General features: G+C 67.6%; 14 protein-coding genes. 6 read left to right on the forward strand and 8 right to left on the reverse strand.

Annotated elements, in window-relative coordinates; translation table 11 throughout:
* Positions 1 to 131: 131 nt before the first annotated feature.
* Positions 132 to 482 carry a DUF190 domain-containing protein gene (locus QM701_RS06810; protein ID WP_415166332.1) on the reverse strand — a complete coding sequence of 117 codons (351 nt, stop codon included), beginning with the start codon at positions 480 to 482 and terminating at the stop codon, positions 132 to 134.
* Between the two features lie 17 nt (positions 483 to 499).
* Positions 500 to 886 carry a fluoride efflux transporter CrcB gene (gene crcB, locus QM701_RS06815; RefSeq protein WP_415166333.1) on the reverse strand — a complete coding sequence of 129 codons (387 nt, stop codon included), beginning with the start codon at positions 884 to 886 and terminating at the stop codon, positions 500 to 502.
* A 209-nt stretch (positions 887 to 1,095) separates the two neighbouring features.
* Between crcB and QM701_RS06820 the strand changes: the two genes are divergently transcribed.
* Positions 1,096 to 1,893, forward strand: a complete 798-nt coding sequence (locus QM701_RS06820) for a ZIP family metal transporter (protein ID WP_415166334.1) — start codon at positions 1,096 to 1,098, stop codon at positions 1,891 to 1,893.
* Positions 1,894 to 1,912: 19 nt separating this feature from the next.
* Positions 1,913 to 2,410, forward strand: a complete 498-nt coding sequence (locus QM701_RS06825; RefSeq protein WP_415166335.1) for a ZrgA family zinc uptake protein — start codon at positions 1,913 to 1,915, stop codon at positions 2,408 to 2,410.
* Positions 2,411 to 2,416: 6 nt separating this feature from the next.
* Here QM701_RS06825 and QM701_RS06830 read toward each other — a convergent pair whose 3' ends face one another.
* Entirely contained in the window at positions 2,417 to 5,773 is a 3,357-nt protein-coding gene (locus tag QM701_RS06830; protein WP_415166336.1) for a UvrD-helicase domain-containing protein, read from the reverse strand.
* Between the two features lie 264 nt (positions 5,774 to 6,037).
* The gene (locus QM701_RS06835) at positions 6,038 to 6,628 is read right to left on the reverse strand and encodes a hypothetical protein (protein WP_415166337.1); all 591 of its coding nucleotides are present in this window, start codon (positions 6,626 to 6,628) and stop codon (positions 6,038 to 6,040) included.
* Positions 6,629 to 7,068: 440 nt separating this feature from the next.
* On the opposite strand from QM701_RS06835, the gene QM701_RS06840 reads away from it, so the two are divergent.
* Positions 7,069 to 7,365, forward strand: coding sequence for an EF-hand domain-containing protein (locus tag QM701_RS06840; protein WP_415166338.1), 297 nt, complete (start codon positions 7,069 to 7,071; stop codon positions 7,363 to 7,365).
* 43 nt (positions 7,366 to 7,408) lie between these two features.
* Here QM701_RS06840 and QM701_RS06845 read toward each other — a convergent pair whose 3' ends face one another.
* The 4 genes from QM701_RS06845 to QM701_RS06860 form a co-directional block, all read right to left on the reverse strand.
* Complete coding sequence (locus QM701_RS06845; RefSeq protein ID WP_415166339.1) at positions 7,409 to 10,165, reverse strand: PD-(D/E)XK nuclease family protein; 2,757 nt, start codon at positions 10,163 to 10,165, stop codon at positions 7,409 to 7,411.
* Between the two features lie 12 nt (positions 10,166 to 10,177).
* On the reverse strand, positions 10,178 to 10,501 hold the full coding sequence (fdxA, locus tag QM701_RS06850; protein WP_415166340.1) for a ferredoxin FdxA: 324 nt from the start codon (positions 10,499 to 10,501) through the stop codon (positions 10,178 to 10,180).
* A gap of 97 nt (positions 10,502 to 10,598) precedes the next feature.
* On the reverse strand, positions 10,599 to 12,296 hold the full coding sequence (locus QM701_RS06855; RefSeq protein ID WP_415166341.1) for an NAD-binding protein: 1,698 nt from the start codon (positions 12,294 to 12,296) through the stop codon (positions 10,599 to 10,601).
* Positions 12,297 to 12,311: 15 nt separating this feature from the next.
* A complete protein-coding gene (locus tag QM701_RS06860) occupies positions 12,312 to 12,695 on the reverse strand; it encodes a DUF6394 family protein (protein ID WP_415166342.1) in 384 nt (127 codons plus the stop codon).
* Between the two features lie 233 nt (positions 12,696 to 12,928).
* On the opposite strand from QM701_RS06860, the gene trxA reads away from it, so the two are divergent.
* From trxA to rpmE, 3 genes are all read left to right on the forward strand, one after another.
* Positions 12,929 to 13,255: a thioredoxin TrxA gene (gene trxA / locus QM701_RS06865; RefSeq protein WP_415166343.1), complete on the forward strand. Its 327-nt coding sequence runs from the start codon at positions 12,929 to 12,931 to the stop codon at positions 13,253 to 13,255.
* Positions 13,256 to 13,475: 220 nt separating this feature from the next.
* Complete coding sequence (gene rho / locus QM701_RS06870; protein ID WP_415166344.1) at positions 13,476 to 14,732, forward strand: transcription termination factor Rho; 1,257 nt, start codon at positions 13,476 to 13,478, stop codon at positions 14,730 to 14,732.
* Positions 14,733 to 14,854: 122 nt separating this feature from the next.
* Positions 14,855 to 15,070, forward strand: coding sequence for a 50S ribosomal protein L31 (gene rpmE, locus QM701_RS06875; protein ID WP_415166345.1), 216 nt, complete (start codon positions 14,855 to 14,857; stop codon positions 15,068 to 15,070).
* The last annotated feature ends 58 nt before the right edge of the window (positions 15,071 to 15,128 follow it).

A 15,128-nucleotide genomic window follows, 5' to 3' on the forward strand; every position in this document is an offset into this window, starting at 1 on the left:
TATAAAAAGGGAACGGCAGACACAAGGCCGTGATTATACAATGAAATATTTGCGGCCTGACCAGAGGCGGCGGTGATGCGGCGGCTTCATGACGGGCGTATCCGCGTTGGCCGCGGGCGCGCATGCCGCTTTCATCCAGCGGCCGGCGCGCGATCCTCGGCGTCGGGGTTGATGACGCCGAAACGCGCCGGAATCCGGGCATAGAACACGCGGATTCCCGCCGCGCAGACGATCTCCAGCAGGCGCTCCGCCTCGGCGTCGTTGACGATGAACTCCACCTCGACGACGACGCTGCCGGCCAGTTCGAGGAAGCGGTTCTCGTGCAGCAGGCGATGCCGCCCGAAGCCGCCGATGGCCTGGAACGCCGAGCCGCCCCGGATGTTCAGGCCGCAGGCCTGCTCCAGCAGCCATTCCCAGAGCAGGACGCCGTGATGACGCTGGCCTTCCTCGACGTAGAACCTGAGGAACGTTCCGTTTTCCATGATTCCCTCCGCTCTCTTCACAAAATGCGCCGGACGCCGTACACCGTGCCGATGCCGGCGAACGTCATGAGCACCGAGCCGGCCACGTGCCCCGCCGTCGCTCCGGCGGCCAGCAGCAGCTGTCCTTGCTGCAGCAGCACGGTGACTTCGCCCGAGAAGGTGGAAAACGTCGTCAGCCCGCCGCAGAAACCGGTGACGATCAGCAGGCGCCATTCCGGCGCAATGGCCGGATATGACGCGAAGCAGGCCATGGCGAGCCCGATGACGTAGGCGCCGATCAGGTTCGCCGCCAGCGTGCCCGGCGGGATGGAAGGAAACAGGGCATTCAGGCGGTTACCCAGATGCCAGCGCAGCAGCGCGCCCAGGGCCGCGCCGATGGCGATGGCGGCGATCGATTTCCACATGGCTTCAGTCAGCAGTCGGATGATTTGTGCGGCCGCGCGGCACGGACCGCCCGCGGGCGGTGCCGACTATACCACCGCGCCGCCGGCCGCGCCGTGCGCCGGCCGGCGGGCGAACGGACAACACGCTGGCAAATGCAACCACGTTGCAGTTGCCAGCGTGTTGTGTTTGAATGAGGCGCCCCGCTCCGACCCATTGCCCGAAGGCCCTCATGCCGTTTCCCCTGCCCGCCCAAATCGTCCTGGCCTGCCTGCTCGGCGGCGTGCTGAGCATCGGCGCCGCGGCGCTGATCATGTTCGGCCTGCCGCGCCGGTGGATCACGCTCACCGTCAGTTTTTCCACCGGCCTGCTGCTGGCCATGGCCCTGCTGCACCTGCTGCCGGAAGCCCTGGAAGGCGGGCTGACCCCGCACGAGGCCTTCTCCATTCTGCTCGGCGGCATCCTCGGCTTTTTCACCCTGGAAAAGATCGCGCTGTGGCGCCACGCGCACCACGCCAGCGGCGACCAGCACGCGGCAGAGGCGCAGTGCGAGGACCACACGCACGCCCACCATCACGCGCACGCCGCCAACGAGGGCGCCTTCGCCATCCTGGTCGGCGACGGGTTCCACAACTTCACCGACGGCCTGCTCATCGCCGCCGCCTTCCTTGCCGACCCGGCGCTCGGCTGGAGCACGACGCTGGCCATCATCGCCCACGAGGTTCCCCAGGAAGCCGGCGATTTCGCCATCCTGCTCGGCGCGGGCTGGAAGCGCGCGCAGGCCCTGTTCTGGAACATCGTCTCCAGCCTGACCGCCATCGTCGGCGGACTCGCCGGCTATTACATGCTCGACCGCGCCCGCGACTGGATTCCGGTGATCATCACCCTCGCCGCGTCGAGCTTCCTCTACGTCGCCATCGCCGATCTGATGCCCCGGCTCAAGCGCGAATCCACGTCGATCGGCTGGCACAGCGCGCTGCTGGTCGCCGGCATCGCCGTCGTGGTGCTGAGCAGCACCCATTCCCACTGACCCTTGCGGAGGAAAGCCCATGCACATCCGACACCTCGCCCTGATCGCCGCGCTGGCCGCCTGCGGCGCATACGCCGCGGAACACCACCATCAGCACCAGCATGGCGTCGGCCTGCTCGACGTCGAGGTCGAGAACGCGGAGATCGAGATCGAGCTCGACGTGCCGATGGATTCGGCCGTCGGTTTCGAGCACCTGCCGCGCAACGCCTCGGAAAAGGCGGCGCTGGCCAAGGCGGAAGCCGTGCTGCGCGACGCCGCGGCGCTGTTCAAGCCCACGCCGGCGGCCGGCTGCACGCTCGTTTCGGCCAAGGTCGAACTGCCCGACGGCGACGACAAGCACGAGGACATCGAAGGCGAGTACGTCTTCCGCTGCGCCGATCCGGCCGCGCTGAAGGGCATCGAGACCACGCTGTTCAAGCACTTCAAGCAGCTTTACCGGCTCGAGGCGGAATACTCGGGGCCCATGGGCCGGGGCACGGCGCGGATTACGCCCAAGCAGCCCGCGCTGACCTGGTAATCCGGGTCACGGATTCAACGCGGCCCACTCCACTTCGACCAGCGCCGCGTCGGCGAACAGCAGCGCGCCGCGCACCGCACGGCCCGGATACGCGGCGGCGACCACCCGGCAGTAGCCGGCGACCTGCGCCCGGTAGTCGGCGAGGCGCTGGGTATCGCTGCCCGAGCTCTTGTAGTCGAGCACCCACAGCCCGTCGGCGAACTCGACCAGTCGGTCGAGGCGCAGCAGCGCCCCGGCGCCGTCGGTGAATTCCACTTCGTTCCACGCCCGCAGATGCAGCTCCGGGGCGAAGAAGCGGCGCAGCGGCGCGGCCGCCAGCAGGCGCTCGGCGACCGGCAGCGCGCGCCGGTATTCGGCGTCGTCGAAGCCGAGCGCCTTCCACCAACAGCCTGCGTCGCCGCCCTGCGTGCGGCGTTCCAGCAAGGCATGCAGCAGGATGCCGAAGCGTTCGCCGCCCTGCGCTTCCGGCTTGCGTTCGCCGACGGCGGGCAGCGCCTCGGCCGCGCGGACCGTCTTCCCCGACGGCGGCGGAGCGTCCGGCAAGGCGGCCGTCGGCAGCGCATCGCCGTAGGCCGGCGCACCGCCCAATGCGCCGAGCGCCTTTTCCAGCAGGCGGTACGGCGTGCCGGCGGCAGACCGGGCGCTTTCGATGCCGCTGGCGATGAACACCTGGCGCGCCCGCGTCACCGCCACGTAGAGCAGGTTCAGCTCTTCGCGCCGTGCGGCCGCCGCCTCGGCGTCGAACAGCGCCTGGCGCGCCGCGCCGCGCTCCTCCTTGCGGCCGAAAAAGGAAAAGTGGCGCGGCGCGTCCTCGTCCGGCGGCCAGTCGACCAGCACGTCCCAGGCCTCGCCGCCGCGCGGCGACTCGTTGGCGCCGAGCAGCCAGACGATCGGCGCCTCCAGGCCCTTGGCGCCGTGGATGGTGAGGATGCGCACGCGGCCCGCGTCGTCCGGGCCGGCCCCGTTCCGTTCGTCCGGCTCCGCCTCGATCCGTCCTTCGTCCGGAGCATCGTTGGCGTCGGCCTCGCGCAGGTCGCGCAGCGCGTCGATGAAGCGCGGCAGGCTCGGGTAGCGCCCGCCTTCGAGATCGAGCGAGAGCAGCAGCAGGGCGCGCAGGTTGGCCTCGACGGCCGGCGCGGCGGCGGGCGGCACCGCCAGGCGATAGCGCGCCGGCACCTCGCCCTGGTGGTAGATGCGGTCGAGCAGGTCGTGCACCGGCAGCTTGCCGGCGACGCGCAGCCAGTCGCCAAGCAGGTGCGCCGCCCGCGCCAGGCGCGGGCCGGCGGCGCCCGCCTCGGCCAGTGCGACGAGCCGCGGCCACCACGGCGCACGGGCCGCACGGCCGTCTGCCGCCACGGCGGCCGCCACCGCCGCCAGATCCTCGTCGCCGCAGGCGAACAGGGGCGAGCGCAGCGCCTGCGCCAGCTTCAGGTCGTCGACCGGCGTGACCAGGAATTCGAGCAGCGCCACGATGTCGCGCACTTCCAGCGTGTCGAGCAGCCCGCCGCGCGCGCCGGCGTCGAAGGGAATCCCGGCCTCCGCCAGCGCGCGCTCGTAGCATGCCAGGTGCGTGCGCGAACGGGCCAGCAGTATGAAATCGCCATAGCGCGCCGGACGCCGGACGCCGCCGTCCGCGCCCTTGGCCTCGATCAGCCAGGCCGGGCCGCCGCGCCCCACGATCTCCGCGATCTTCGCCGCCAGCGCGGCGGCTTCCTCCTGGCGGCGCAGGTCCTCGGGCTCGACGTCCGGCTCGGCCAAGGGATCGCGCAGGCCGTCCCGCCCGGGCGCCGTCTCGCCGGCAACGCGCGCGCACAGCGGCAGCAGCTCGACGCGGCCCGGCAGGTTGCCGGCCAGCGAGGACTGCGCGCGGAACGGGGCGAATTCCGGCACGCCGAGAAACAGGGCGTTGACCACGTCGATGATCGGCGGCGCATTACGCCGCGTCGCGTCCTGCTCGCAGCGCACCGCCGCGAAGCCGCGCTGCAGGAAGTCCGCGGCCACCGCGAACAGGCGCGGCTCGGCGCGGCGGAAACGGTAGATCGACTGCTTGGGATCGCCGACCAGGAAGACGCGCGGCCGGTCCGCGTCCGAGTAGGCGTCGAACCACGCGCGCAGGATCTGCCATTGCAGCGGGTTGGTGTCCTGGAACTCGTCGAGCAGCACGTGCTTGTAGCGCGCGTCGAGGCGCGCCTGCAGGAAGGCCGCCGTGTCGGGCTCACGCAGCAGGCGCAGCACCTGCCATTCGGCATCGGTGAAATCGATCTGCCGGCGCGCGCGTTTGAACGCCTCGACGTGCGCCAGAAAGGCGGCGAACACGGCGCACGCCCGGCGGTTGAAGGCCAGGATGCGCTCGGCGGTCTGCCGCTCCAGGCACTCCAGCACGCGCTCGCCGAGGGCGGCATGCAGCGCGGCGAGGCGCGCGGCGCCGGCCGGCGTGAAACGCTTTTCCGCCGCCTTGTTCGCTTCCCGCTTGCGCAAGGCGTCGGACGCGGTCAGCAGCACCCCGCGCAGCAGCGCGAAGCAGGCTTCCCCGGCCGGCGCGGCCAGGGCTTCGCGCAGCGCCGCCGCGTGGCGCTGGTCGGTCGCCAGCTCGCTCATTTCGAGCAATCCGAGATACGCCTGCACGTCGTCCGCCCAGCCCGTGCCGAAGAACCCGGCCAGCGCCCCGCCCGGCTCGCCCGCACCGAGCCGTTCGCGCAGCGCGTCGACCACGCGCCCGGCGAGCGCCGGCCCGTCCTCCCCGGTCGCCGCGCCCAGCGCCAGCCATTCGCAGCGGCGATCGTGCGCCCGCCGCATCAGCCGGCGCACCGCCTCCAGTCCGGCGGCGTCGAGCAGCGCGACGAAAGCGCGCGTCGCCTCGCTGTCCGGATGCCGCGCCAGCTCGGCGGCGAACGTCTGCCACAGCTCGTCGAACAGGCGCGAATCGAATTCCGCCAGCGTCGCGCCGGCCAGGTTGGCCGACAGCGGCGCCGCATCGACGAGCTGCAGGAACCAGCCATGAAAGGTATTCACCGCCAGCGCCGGCTGCGCCGCCAGGACGTTCTCATAGAGCGCGCGGGCCGTGCGCAGGGTCGCCTCGTCCGGATTCACCCCGCGCTCGACGAGGAATGCCGCCACCTCCGCTTCGCCGCCCGTTGCCAGCAGCCGCAGCCAGTCGACCACGCGCTCCTCGATCTCGCGCGCCGCCTTGCGCGTGAAGGTGATCGCCAGGATCGCGCCGGGCGGCACGCCGGCCAGCAGCAGCCGCACGATGCGCGACGCCAGCAGCCACGTCTTGCCGCTCCCGGCACACGCCTCGACGACGACGCTGCGGGCGGGATCGAGCGCCTGGGCGGTCAGTTGGGAAATGGTAGAGGTAGACATCCAAGTTTCACGGCGGCAAATTCTTTCATTTCAAACACGGACATGGACGGGCTCAGGCCCGCGTAGCGAACATCCGAATCAAACGATGACGGACTGACCAACGATTCCCTCTTGGTTTTCAGCATTTGACAAGCTGCCCGGCAACTACCGACCCAAGACCGACATTCGCAATGAGAAAAGTTTAAGGCGAGGTATGCGGAGTCGGCTTGCTGGCATAACACCCCGGAGGAAAAGCTGCATTTTGATTAGCTGTCGGACGGTCATTTACTGGTTCTTCTTTTTGGCGTTATTCAATTCCGAAAGTCTCTCAGCGATCTCAATAGCAGCCGCCCGCCGGACTTTAGTTCTTCGTTCCATTTCCTTCCGTTCAATATCTCTCAAAGATAAAGAGGTTTTAGGATTTCGAAACAGCCATATGACCAGAAAGCTGCCAATAAAAATTGATGCGGGCAGGAGTGTCCATATCGCGTAAGTTGTACTGGCGTGGCCTTGAACAAAATAGACCAAGCGAAGAATGGTTCCGGTTCCAAAGGGAAACGCAGATTGAAAAGCAATTAGGATTGGCAAAGGATTTCCTGCAAATGGCCCATTTTTAGTCCACAGAGCAAAAACGGCGATGGTAGTAATACAAAGAGCCAGTACAGTTGGCAATGGTTGCGACAGTACATCGCCTAAACGACTGCATCCCCACCCGGAAGTGCGAGTTGCGGTATAGAACGTACAGAACAGTCCTTTCGGCATTCCTTGAGCCATGGAATAAGGGATTGGGTATACCTGGAAGAAGATCACAAAGTACCCGACAATCATTAGTCCTACGGCGATAACATTTACGATACGGCGTACGTCAATCATCATTGTCTAATCGATTGTAGAAAATGGTGGGGTTCCGAATGATGCCGTGGGTGAACAGCCGAAGCAAGTCATAGTCATATCCGCAAAGGAGACTTGCTTGCCATGGCACGACATATAAACGCTCAATTCCGGCCGGTCGAATTCGATAAGCGTGGACCGTGACGCAGGAAGAGATTCTGCACCCTCGCCGCTCCGCCTGTCGCCGTCGAACGACAGCGGAAATGCCCGATTCATCGGCGTTCGCGCCGATACCCGCCGGCGCGCGTCGCCGGGAAGCGACAGATAATCCCGGATGCAACATCGGGAAATCACTTCAACCGGTTGATTAAAAAAACAAACACACGGTCTGGCACGATGCATGCCCCTGCCTTGGCTGGAAGCCTGATTCGCCGATTCCGGCAGCGGCTTCCGCCCTTTCTTCATTCACACCTTGGAGGTAAAGCATGCTGAAACGAACCGCATATACGATCGTGCCGACCCGCATCCTCGCGCTGCTGGCGGCGACGGCGTCGTGCCTGGTGTTCCTGCCGGTGCAGGCGCAGACGGGCGCGAGCTCGCCGCCGGCCGCCGAAGTGGAGAGCTTCCCGGCGCTCGACGTCAATCATGACGGTTTCATCGACAAGCAGGAAGCGGCCGCCAGCGCCGCCGTATCCAAGGCGTTCGAATCCGCCGACACGAACAAGGACGGCCGTCTCTCCACGGCGGAATTCGCCAAGATCGCGCCGCGCCCGCGCCAGTAGCGGTGCGCCGGACGCTGCCCGCGGGAAAGTCGCGGGTAGCGCGTCAGGCGAAGTCCTTGCGGCACAGGCCGCGCATCTCGCACCAGCGGCAGACGCTGTCAACGCCATGCGCCGGCAGCGGCATTCCGCCGTGGATGGCGTCGAACGCGGCGGCCAGCCGTTCGCCCTGCCGGGCGGCGGCCTCGCGCAAAGCCGCTTCATCGTCGGCCGACACCACGGCGCCGACTTCCTCGTCGTCCAGGGCGACATACGCCGCCTGGACGGCATTTCCGTGCATCAAGGCATAGGCCGGCAGCTGCACGTCGTCGGCGAGGCGTTCCCGGACGGCCTTGGCCGATTGCGTCTTGTAGTCGTAGAGCGCGGCGCCGCCGTCCGCGCGGCCGTCGATGCGGTCGATGCGTCCGTACAGTTCCACGCCGCCGCCGTGCGCCAGCGGCAGCTCGCGCGCGACGCGCGTCTCGGCCTGCTCCCAGCGCCAGCCCGCCGCCTCCTGCGCGCGTTGCCAGGAAAGATACGCCGACAGGCGCTTCTCCCAGCGCAAACGCCAGCTGGTAGCCAGGAAATCGTCGGCCACGGCCGGGGCGAAGACGCTCTCCGTACACTCGCGCAGCGCCTGCAGCGCCTCTTCTTCAGGCAGGGCGGAAACCAGCGGGCAGCGCGCATGAAAGCGTTCCAGGACGCGGTGCACCAGCTCGCCGTACTCGCCCTTGCCCATGTCCTCGCTGACCTCGTCCATGGCGCCGAGGCCCAGCACGTGGCGGGCGAAGAAACGGTACGGGCAGGCCACCAGGCTGGCGTAGCCGCTGACCGAGACGCGCCGCGGCACCAGTCCCGGCGGCGCGACCGGCGCGGCGCGTTCGGTCCGGCGCGGCGCAGTGGCTGGATCGGCCCCCGCGTCGCCGCGCGGCGGCAGCGGGGGGCGATACAGGTCGTCGTTCCACGCCAGCCCGTGCAGCGTGGATAAAAGCGACAGTTCGGGCGCCGGCAGATTGGCTTCGCCGTCGCGCAGCGACTGCCAGGTCACCACCACGCGCGGCACCGTCGCCAGCAGCAGTTCGAGGTCGCGCTTGAGTTCGCGCTCGCCGTCCTCGCGCGTGCGCAGGCCGAGTTCGCGGCGCACCGAGGCGTTGAAGAACTCGGCGTGCCCGGCCGGCGCCAGCTGCCGCGCGTCGCCGCCGAGCAGCAGCGCGGCTTCGAAACGGCGCAGGCAGACGGCGTTGAGCGGCGTCACCACGATCGGGCTGGCGATGCCGACGTCGCGGAAGCTGGCGGCCTCGAATTCGCGGTCGAGCCAGTCGCGCCAGGCGTTGAAGGAGAACGGCGAGGCGTTGCCTGCGAGTTCCGCGCGGCGTTCTTCCAGCAGGTCGAGCAGCGTGCGGCCGGCGGCGTCCCCGGCCAGCGCGGGCAGCGCGCCGACGGCGTCGAGCGCCGCATGTAGCCGCCCCAGCCAGCGCGCCAGCGGCGCCGGTCCGGCGCGCAGCAGCGCTGCCGCGGCGGCGACGCGGTCCAGCAGCGCGAAGCCGAGCGGCTTGTCCGGCACGTCAGATTCGAGCAGCGCGCGGCGCACGCGCGCCAGGCCGGACTTGACCGACGCCGCGCGGGTCGCCGATTCCAGTCCGAACACCGCAGCCTTGCGCGCCTCCTCGCCGACGTCGGCGAAAACGAACGGCGATTTGCACAGATCGAGCAGATCGCGGTAGTAGGCTTGGCCGGCCGCCACTTCGATCAGCGCGTCAACCGCCGCCGCCGCGCGCGAGGTGGACAGCAGCCAGCCGGTCTCGTCGCTGACCAGCACGTTCTCGCGCTCCAGCAGCGCGCGCACGCGCCGCGCCGTCAGGCGGTCCTGCGCGATCAGGGCGATCCGGCGCAAGCCGTCCCGCAGCCAGGCGCCGACCTGCGCCACCGCCGCCCGCGCCTCCTGCTCGCGGCCGGCCGTCGGCACCAGCGCCAGGCGTCCGGTCAGCGTGGCGGCGGGGTACTGCCGCGCCAGCGCGTGCGCGCGTTCGAGCAGCGGCGCGGGCGCCTCTCCGGCGTCGGGCCAGGCCGCGGCGAGCGTCGCCAGCAGCGGCGTCGGGCATGCTTCACGCGGTTGCGGATAGAACACGTGCAGCGGCTGCGCCGCGCCGTAGCGGTGCAGGAAATCGCGCTCGGCCGGATCGAGCGCCTCGTCCGGCGCGGCGTCGAGCAGCACCAGCAGCGGCGCGGGCGCCTCCGCCAGCGCGGCGCGCCGGGCGAGTTCGGCGAGGCGCAGACGATAGACCGCCGCCGCATCGGGCGCGCCGGCCGCGCCCAGCGCCCGCCAGAGCTCGTGCACGACGCGCGCCTCGAAGGCCAGCGGCGCCGAGGCGCGCAGGGCGTAGGCCCGGCGCAGCTGTTCGGCCAGGCTGTCCTCGTCTGCCGGCAGCTGTACCGTCGCCGAGGTCAGCTCGTCGAACAGGCCGGCCATTTCGGCGGCGATGCCCCACAGCGCCGTCTCGTCGAACCAGCCCCGCTGGCGCAGCGCCTCATGCAGCAGCACCCGGCGCTCGCTTTCAGGCAGGGGCGTCGGGATGCCTGCGAGCGGCGCGCCGTTCGCCCAGTTGCGCAGGGTGTCGCAGCGGGGAAGCAGCAAGGGACCGGGCGCGGCACGCGCCAGCGCGGCGCGCAATTCGGCGGCCATCGGCAGCGCCGGCACGAGGATGCGCAGCGCCTGCAGATCCGGACCGGACCAGCGCGCCAGCACGCGCGCCGCCAGTTCGTCGAAGAAGCCCTCGCCCGGAGGCAAGGCCTGCGCGTTCAGCGCCTCCGCCGCATTCCGCATCGGCCCGAAAGGTCAGCGTTCCAGCTTGTCCAGCTTGTCGGGAATACCGTTCCAGGCATCGGCGTCGTCCAGCGGCGACTTGCGCTCGGTGAGCGTCGGCCAACCCGGAGCCAGTTGGGCATTCAGGTCGATGAATTGGCGCTGGTTGTCCGGCACGTCGTCCTCGGCGAAGATCGCCGACGCCGGGCACTCGGCGACGCACAGCGTGCAGTCGATGCACTCGTCGGGATCGATGGCCAGGAAGTTGGGACCTTCGTGAAAGCAATCCACCGGGCATACATCCACGCAGTCCGTGTACTTGCATTTAATGCAGTTCTCGGTGACGACATGAGTCATGGCGCGCCTCTCGGCTCCTTGGTGAGGTTGATAAAACTATAGCGCATTTGCGCGCAACGCTACGCGGCCCGCGGCACCGCCGCGCCCGCCGTTCATTTCAATCGCCATCGCGCAGCAACAGGCGGCGGAACAGCCAGCTGCGCGGCGGCTCCACGCCGGTGCGCACGTAGGCCAGCGGACTCGGTTCGAGCAGGAAGCGCCGCTGCAGTTCCTTTTCGCCGCGCTGGCCGGCGAACAGAATCCGGTCGCCGGACAGCAGGCGGGTGTTCTCGGGCGGCAGCGGTATCTCCTGCCGCTTGCGCAGCAGCAACAGCGGCACGGCGCGGAGCCGCTCGGGCGGCTTTTCCGGGTTGATCAGCAGATCGCCGATGGTCAGCGGCGGGTCGACGTCCGGCGCCAGCGCCTCGCGCAGGCCGGCGTACGACGCATAGCAATCGAACACCCACATGAACGGCACCTTGTCCCCGACGCGCTCTTCGAGCAGCGCGGCGGTCTGCCGGGCCATCTCGCCCGAATCCTCGTCCAGGTACTTGAGGAAGCGGATGAGCAGCGGCGAGGTGAGCAGTTGCCGCGCCTTGTGCGACACCACCTCCGCCTTGACGAAACGCAGGTTGGCCATCGATGCGTCGATCAGGCTGGCGTTGGCCACGTGCGCCTGCCGGATCACCACGTACACGGCGGGATTGATCGAACGCGCGCGGGTCACCGTGGCCAGGTTGAGCGCGTCGCTGTCGGTGCAGACGACGATGCCGACCGCCTTGCCGATCTCCGCCGCCACCATCTCCCGCGTCATCCCGCCCGTGTATTGCAGCGCCGCGCTCTCGCCCTGCTGGCGGGAATCGAGCTCGACGCGCGTGCAGGTCACGCCGGCGCCTTCGAGCGCGGCGACGAAATACTCGGGGAAGCTGCCCGATCCGAAGACCACCCAATGCCCCTTCGGCAGGTTGAGCGGCTCCGGGCGGACGCCGCCGGGCAGGCCGGAGAGCCATTCGATCACCCGCAGGCGTTCGGGCGAGCCCATGTCCAGGCGGATGTTGTTGGCGAAGCTCTGGAACGGATTGATCGGCTCGATGTTGCGGAACGACTCCAGGTTGGCCAGCGCGATCGGCGTATGCACCCGGGTGATGATGCGCAGCGACGGATTGAGCACGGTGCCGCAGATGGCCACCGACTGGTTGGCATCGTCGTTCCCGGCGAGCGCCACCATGGCCATGCACTTGCGGTGCGTCACGCCGGCGTCGACCAGCACGTCGGGCAGGCGCCCGTCCGCGGCGAGGAACAGCGGCAGATACTGGTACTCCTCGATCTCGATGCTGGCGGCGCGCTCGCCGCGCAGTTCGACCAGCACCATGCGCTGGCCCATGCGGTCGAGCATGCGCGCCAGCATGATGCCGCTCTGCCCGTAGCCGACGATCAGCACGAAGGGCTCCTGCAGGGCGGCGACGCGCAGGGCGAAACGGCGGCGGGCGACCGCGTCGCGCAGCGTCTGGTCCTGCGACAGATGGAAGATGCTGCCCAGCGCGTAGGCCCAGGCCACCACGCACAGGTAGATGCAGACGATGGTCCACACCCGCTGCGGATCGGTGAAGGTATTGGGCAGCTCGCCGAAGCCGATGGTGGTCGCCGTGTAGCTGATGAAATACAGGGCATGGAAAAAGCTCATGCGGGCGACATTTCCATCCCCGTTGACGCCGGGAATCAGCACCAGCCCCCATACCGAGACGGCATAGGCGACGATGAGCGCGATCAGCGGCCGGCGCAGCCGGCGCAGGATGACGAACAGGACTTCGTTCAAGCGGCGGCGTCCCGTTCAGCGCGTCTGGCGCAGCGTCTCGCTGATCAGCAGAATCACCGAAATCAGGTTGGCCAGCAGCGCGCCGCCGCTCAGCGAGACGATGGTCGACATCGTCCCCCCGTTCATCGCCAGGTGGCTGATGTGCACGTGCCACATCCAGACCAGGGACGCCGCCAGCAGCTGCAGCATGGCCACCATGCTGGTCGCCAGGTGGGTGGCGCCGATGTGCGTGCGGTCGCCGAACTTCATCACCAGGGCGATCAGGTTGACCACCACGGCGGCGAAAAGATGCCCGGCGTCGTGCTCGCTGAAATCGCTCAGTTCACCGATGAAGAAACCGAAATTCAGCGTGCATGCGAGAATTACGAAAAAACCGAAAATGACCTTTTCCAGATTCATGACCGCTCCCTGCCCCCATGCATTTTCGCTGCATGATACGGGCTCCGATTTGGGCTGTAAACGGCGGAAACCTAAGCCTTCGCGGCGTTTCGAAGCCGGCCGCCGGAGCGCCGCGCCGCGGGTCCGGCGGCCGGAACGGCGCTTCCAATGCCTTTTTTTTTTCGCTACGATAGAACTTCGGCCGGCCGCCGGCCCTCTTATTTGCCACTCCCCCTACCCCACGAGGCATCCCCATGAGTGAACACATTCACTACGTCACCGATGACACTTTCGCGGCCGAGGTACTGCAGTCGCCCTTGCCCGTTCTCCTTGATTTCTGGGCGGAATGGTGCGGCCCCTGCAAGATGATCGCTCCCATTCTCGACCAGATCGCGGAGCAGTACGCCGGCCGCCTCAAGATCGCCAAGCTGAACATCGACGACAACCCGTCCACGCCGGCCAACTTCGCGGTGCGCAGCATTCCCACGCTGATGCTGTTCAAGAACGGCAACGTCGAGGTCACCAAGATCGGCGCCCTGTCGAAGTCGCAGCTCACCGCGTTTATTGACAGCCATCTGTAAAATCGCTACGCTCCGCCTGAAAGTTTTTGGCTGCGCTTCCGGAGAACAGAAACAAACCAGCCCGGCTGGCACTTTCAGGCCCTGATCCAGTGCGTGATCCCGTAGCCGCAGCAACTCCGTAGCAACCTTCCCGGCCTTACCCAAACCTCTATACGTTCTGTTGACGTCACTCGCGTGACGAATTCCGGCCTACCCGGCTTTTCCTTTCCCGACCTCGCACATGCATTTATCCGAACTCAAGGCCTTCCATGTCAGCCAGCTGCTCGACATGGCCGTGGCCAACAACATCGAAGGCGCCAACCGGCTGCGCAAGCACGAACTGATCTTCGCCCTCCTCAAGAACCAGGCCCGGAAAGGCGAGACGATCTTCGGCGACGGCACGCTGGAAACCCTGCCGGACGGCTTCGGCTTCCTGCGCTCGCCCGACACCTCGTATCTCGCCAGCACCGACGACATCTACGTCAGCCCGAGCCAGATCCGCCGCTTCAACCTGCACACCGGCGACACCATCGAAGGCGAGATCCGCACGCCGAAGGACGGCGAGCGCTACTTCGCGCTGGTCAAGGTCGACCGCATCAACGGCGAGCCGCCGGAAGCCTCGAAGAACAAGATCCTCTTCGAGAACCTGACGCCGCTGCACCCGGAACAGCACATCCGGCTCGAACGCGACATCCGCGGCGAGGAGAACATCACCAGCCGCATCATCGACATCATCTCGCCGATCGGCAAGGGCCAGCGCGGCCTGCTGGTGTCCAGCCCGAAGAGCGGCAAGACGGTGATGATGCAGCACATCGCGCACGCCATCACCGCCAACCATCCGGACATCAACCTGATCGTCCTGCTGATCGACGAGCGCCCCGAGGAAGTGACCGAAATGACGCGCTCGGTGCGCGGCGAAGTGGTCGCCTCGACCTTCGACGAGCCGGCCACCCGCCACGTGCAGGTGGCCGAGATGGTCATCGAGAAGGCCAAGCGCCTGGTCGAGCACAAGAAGGACGTGGTCATCCTGCTCGACTCGATCACCCGTCTGGCGCGCGCCTACAACACCGTGCAGCCGGCTTCCGGCAAGGTGCTCACCGGCGGCGTGGACGCCAACGCCCTGCAGAAGCCCAAGCGTTTCTTCGGCGCGGCGCGCAACATCGAGGAAGGCGGCTCGCTGACCATCATCGCCACCGCGCTGATCGACACCGGCAGCCGCATGGACGACGTGATCTACGAGGAATTCAAGGGCACCGGCAACATGGAGATTCACCTCGACCGGCGCATGGCGGAAAAGCGGGTCTACCCGGCGATCAACGTCAACCGCTCGGGCACCCGCCGCGAGGAACTGCTGCTGATGCCCGACGTCCTGCAGAAGATGTGGGTGCTGCGCAAGCTGCTCTACAACATGGACGACCTGGAGGCGATGGAATTCCTGCTCGACAAGATCAAGGCCACCAAGAACAACGCCGAGTTCTTCGATTCGATGCGCCGCTGATGCCTTGATTCGATTGCAATCCGAGGAAAAAACAAGGATAATCCGCCGTTTTCCGGAGTCGGCCACCGACGTGGCAGCCGTTCATGTCGAGCCGCTCGAATTGACCAGAAGGAATTTCCCAGATGAAATCCGATATCCATCCCGCCTACCAAGAGATCGAAGTCACCTGCTCGTGCGGCAACGTCTTCAAGACGCAATCCACGATGAAGAAGGCGCTGCACATCGAAGTGTGCGCCGCCTGCCATCCGTTCTACACCGGCAAGCAGAAGATCATCGACACCGCCGGCCGCGTCGAGAAGTTCAACAAGAAGTACGGCACGAAAGCCAAGGCCGCCTGACCTCCGGTCCGACGGCGAGTTCCTGCGGACTCGGCAAAAAGGCAGCCGCCGGGCTGCC

Source organism: Propionivibrio sp., from assembly GCF_047602565.1.
Lineage (GTDB): Bacteria > Pseudomonadota > Gammaproteobacteria > Burkholderiales > Rhodocyclaceae > Propionivibrio.

Bases quoted from the DNA above. Each gene is read 5' to 3' on its own strand.
- QM701_RS06810 (WP_415166332.1), bottom strand. From the start codon at position 482: ATGGAAAACGGAACGTTCCTCAGGTTCTACGTCGAGGAAGGCCAGCGT.
- crcB (WP_415166333.1), bottom strand. From the start codon at position 886: ATGTGGAAATCGATCGCCGCCATCGCCATCGGCGCGGCCCTGGGCGCG.
- QM701_RS06820 (WP_415166334.1), top strand. From the start codon at position 1,096: ATGCCGTTTCCCCTGCCCGCCCAAATCGTCCTGGCCTGCCTGCTCGGC.
- QM701_RS06825 (WP_415166335.1), top strand. From the start codon at position 1,913: ATGCACATCCGACACCTCGCCCTGATCGCCGCGCTGGCCGCCTGCGGC.
- QM701_RS06830 (WP_415166336.1), bottom strand. From the start codon at position 5,773: ATGTCTACCTCTACCATTTCCCAACTGACCGCCCAGGCGCTCGATCCC.
- QM701_RS06835 (WP_415166337.1), bottom strand. From the start codon at position 6,628: ATGATGATTGACGTACGCCGTATCGTAAATGTTATCGCCGTAGGACTA.
- QM701_RS06840 (WP_415166338.1), top strand. From the start codon at position 7,069: ATGCTGAAACGAACCGCATATACGATCGTGCCGACCCGCATCCTCGCG.
- QM701_RS06845 (WP_415166339.1), bottom strand. From the start codon at position 10,165: ATGCGGAATGCGGCGGAGGCGCTGAACGCGCAGGCCTTGCCTCCGGGC.
- fdxA (WP_415166340.1), bottom strand. From the start codon at position 10,501: ATGACTCATGTCGTCACCGAGAACTGCATTAAATGCAAGTACACGGAC.
- QM701_RS06860 (WP_415166342.1), bottom strand. From the start codon at position 12,695: ATGAATCTGGAAAAGGTCATTTTCGGTTTTTTCGTAATTCTCGCATGC.
- trxA (WP_415166343.1), top strand. From the start codon at position 12,929: ATGAGTGAACACATTCACTACGTCACCGATGACACTTTCGCGGCCGAG.
- rho (WP_415166344.1), top strand. From the start codon at position 13,476: ATGCATTTATCCGAACTCAAGGCCTTCCATGTCAGCCAGCTGCTCGAC.
- rpmE (WP_415166345.1), top strand. From the start codon at position 14,855: ATGAAATCCGATATCCATCCCGCCTACCAAGAGATCGAAGTCACCTGC.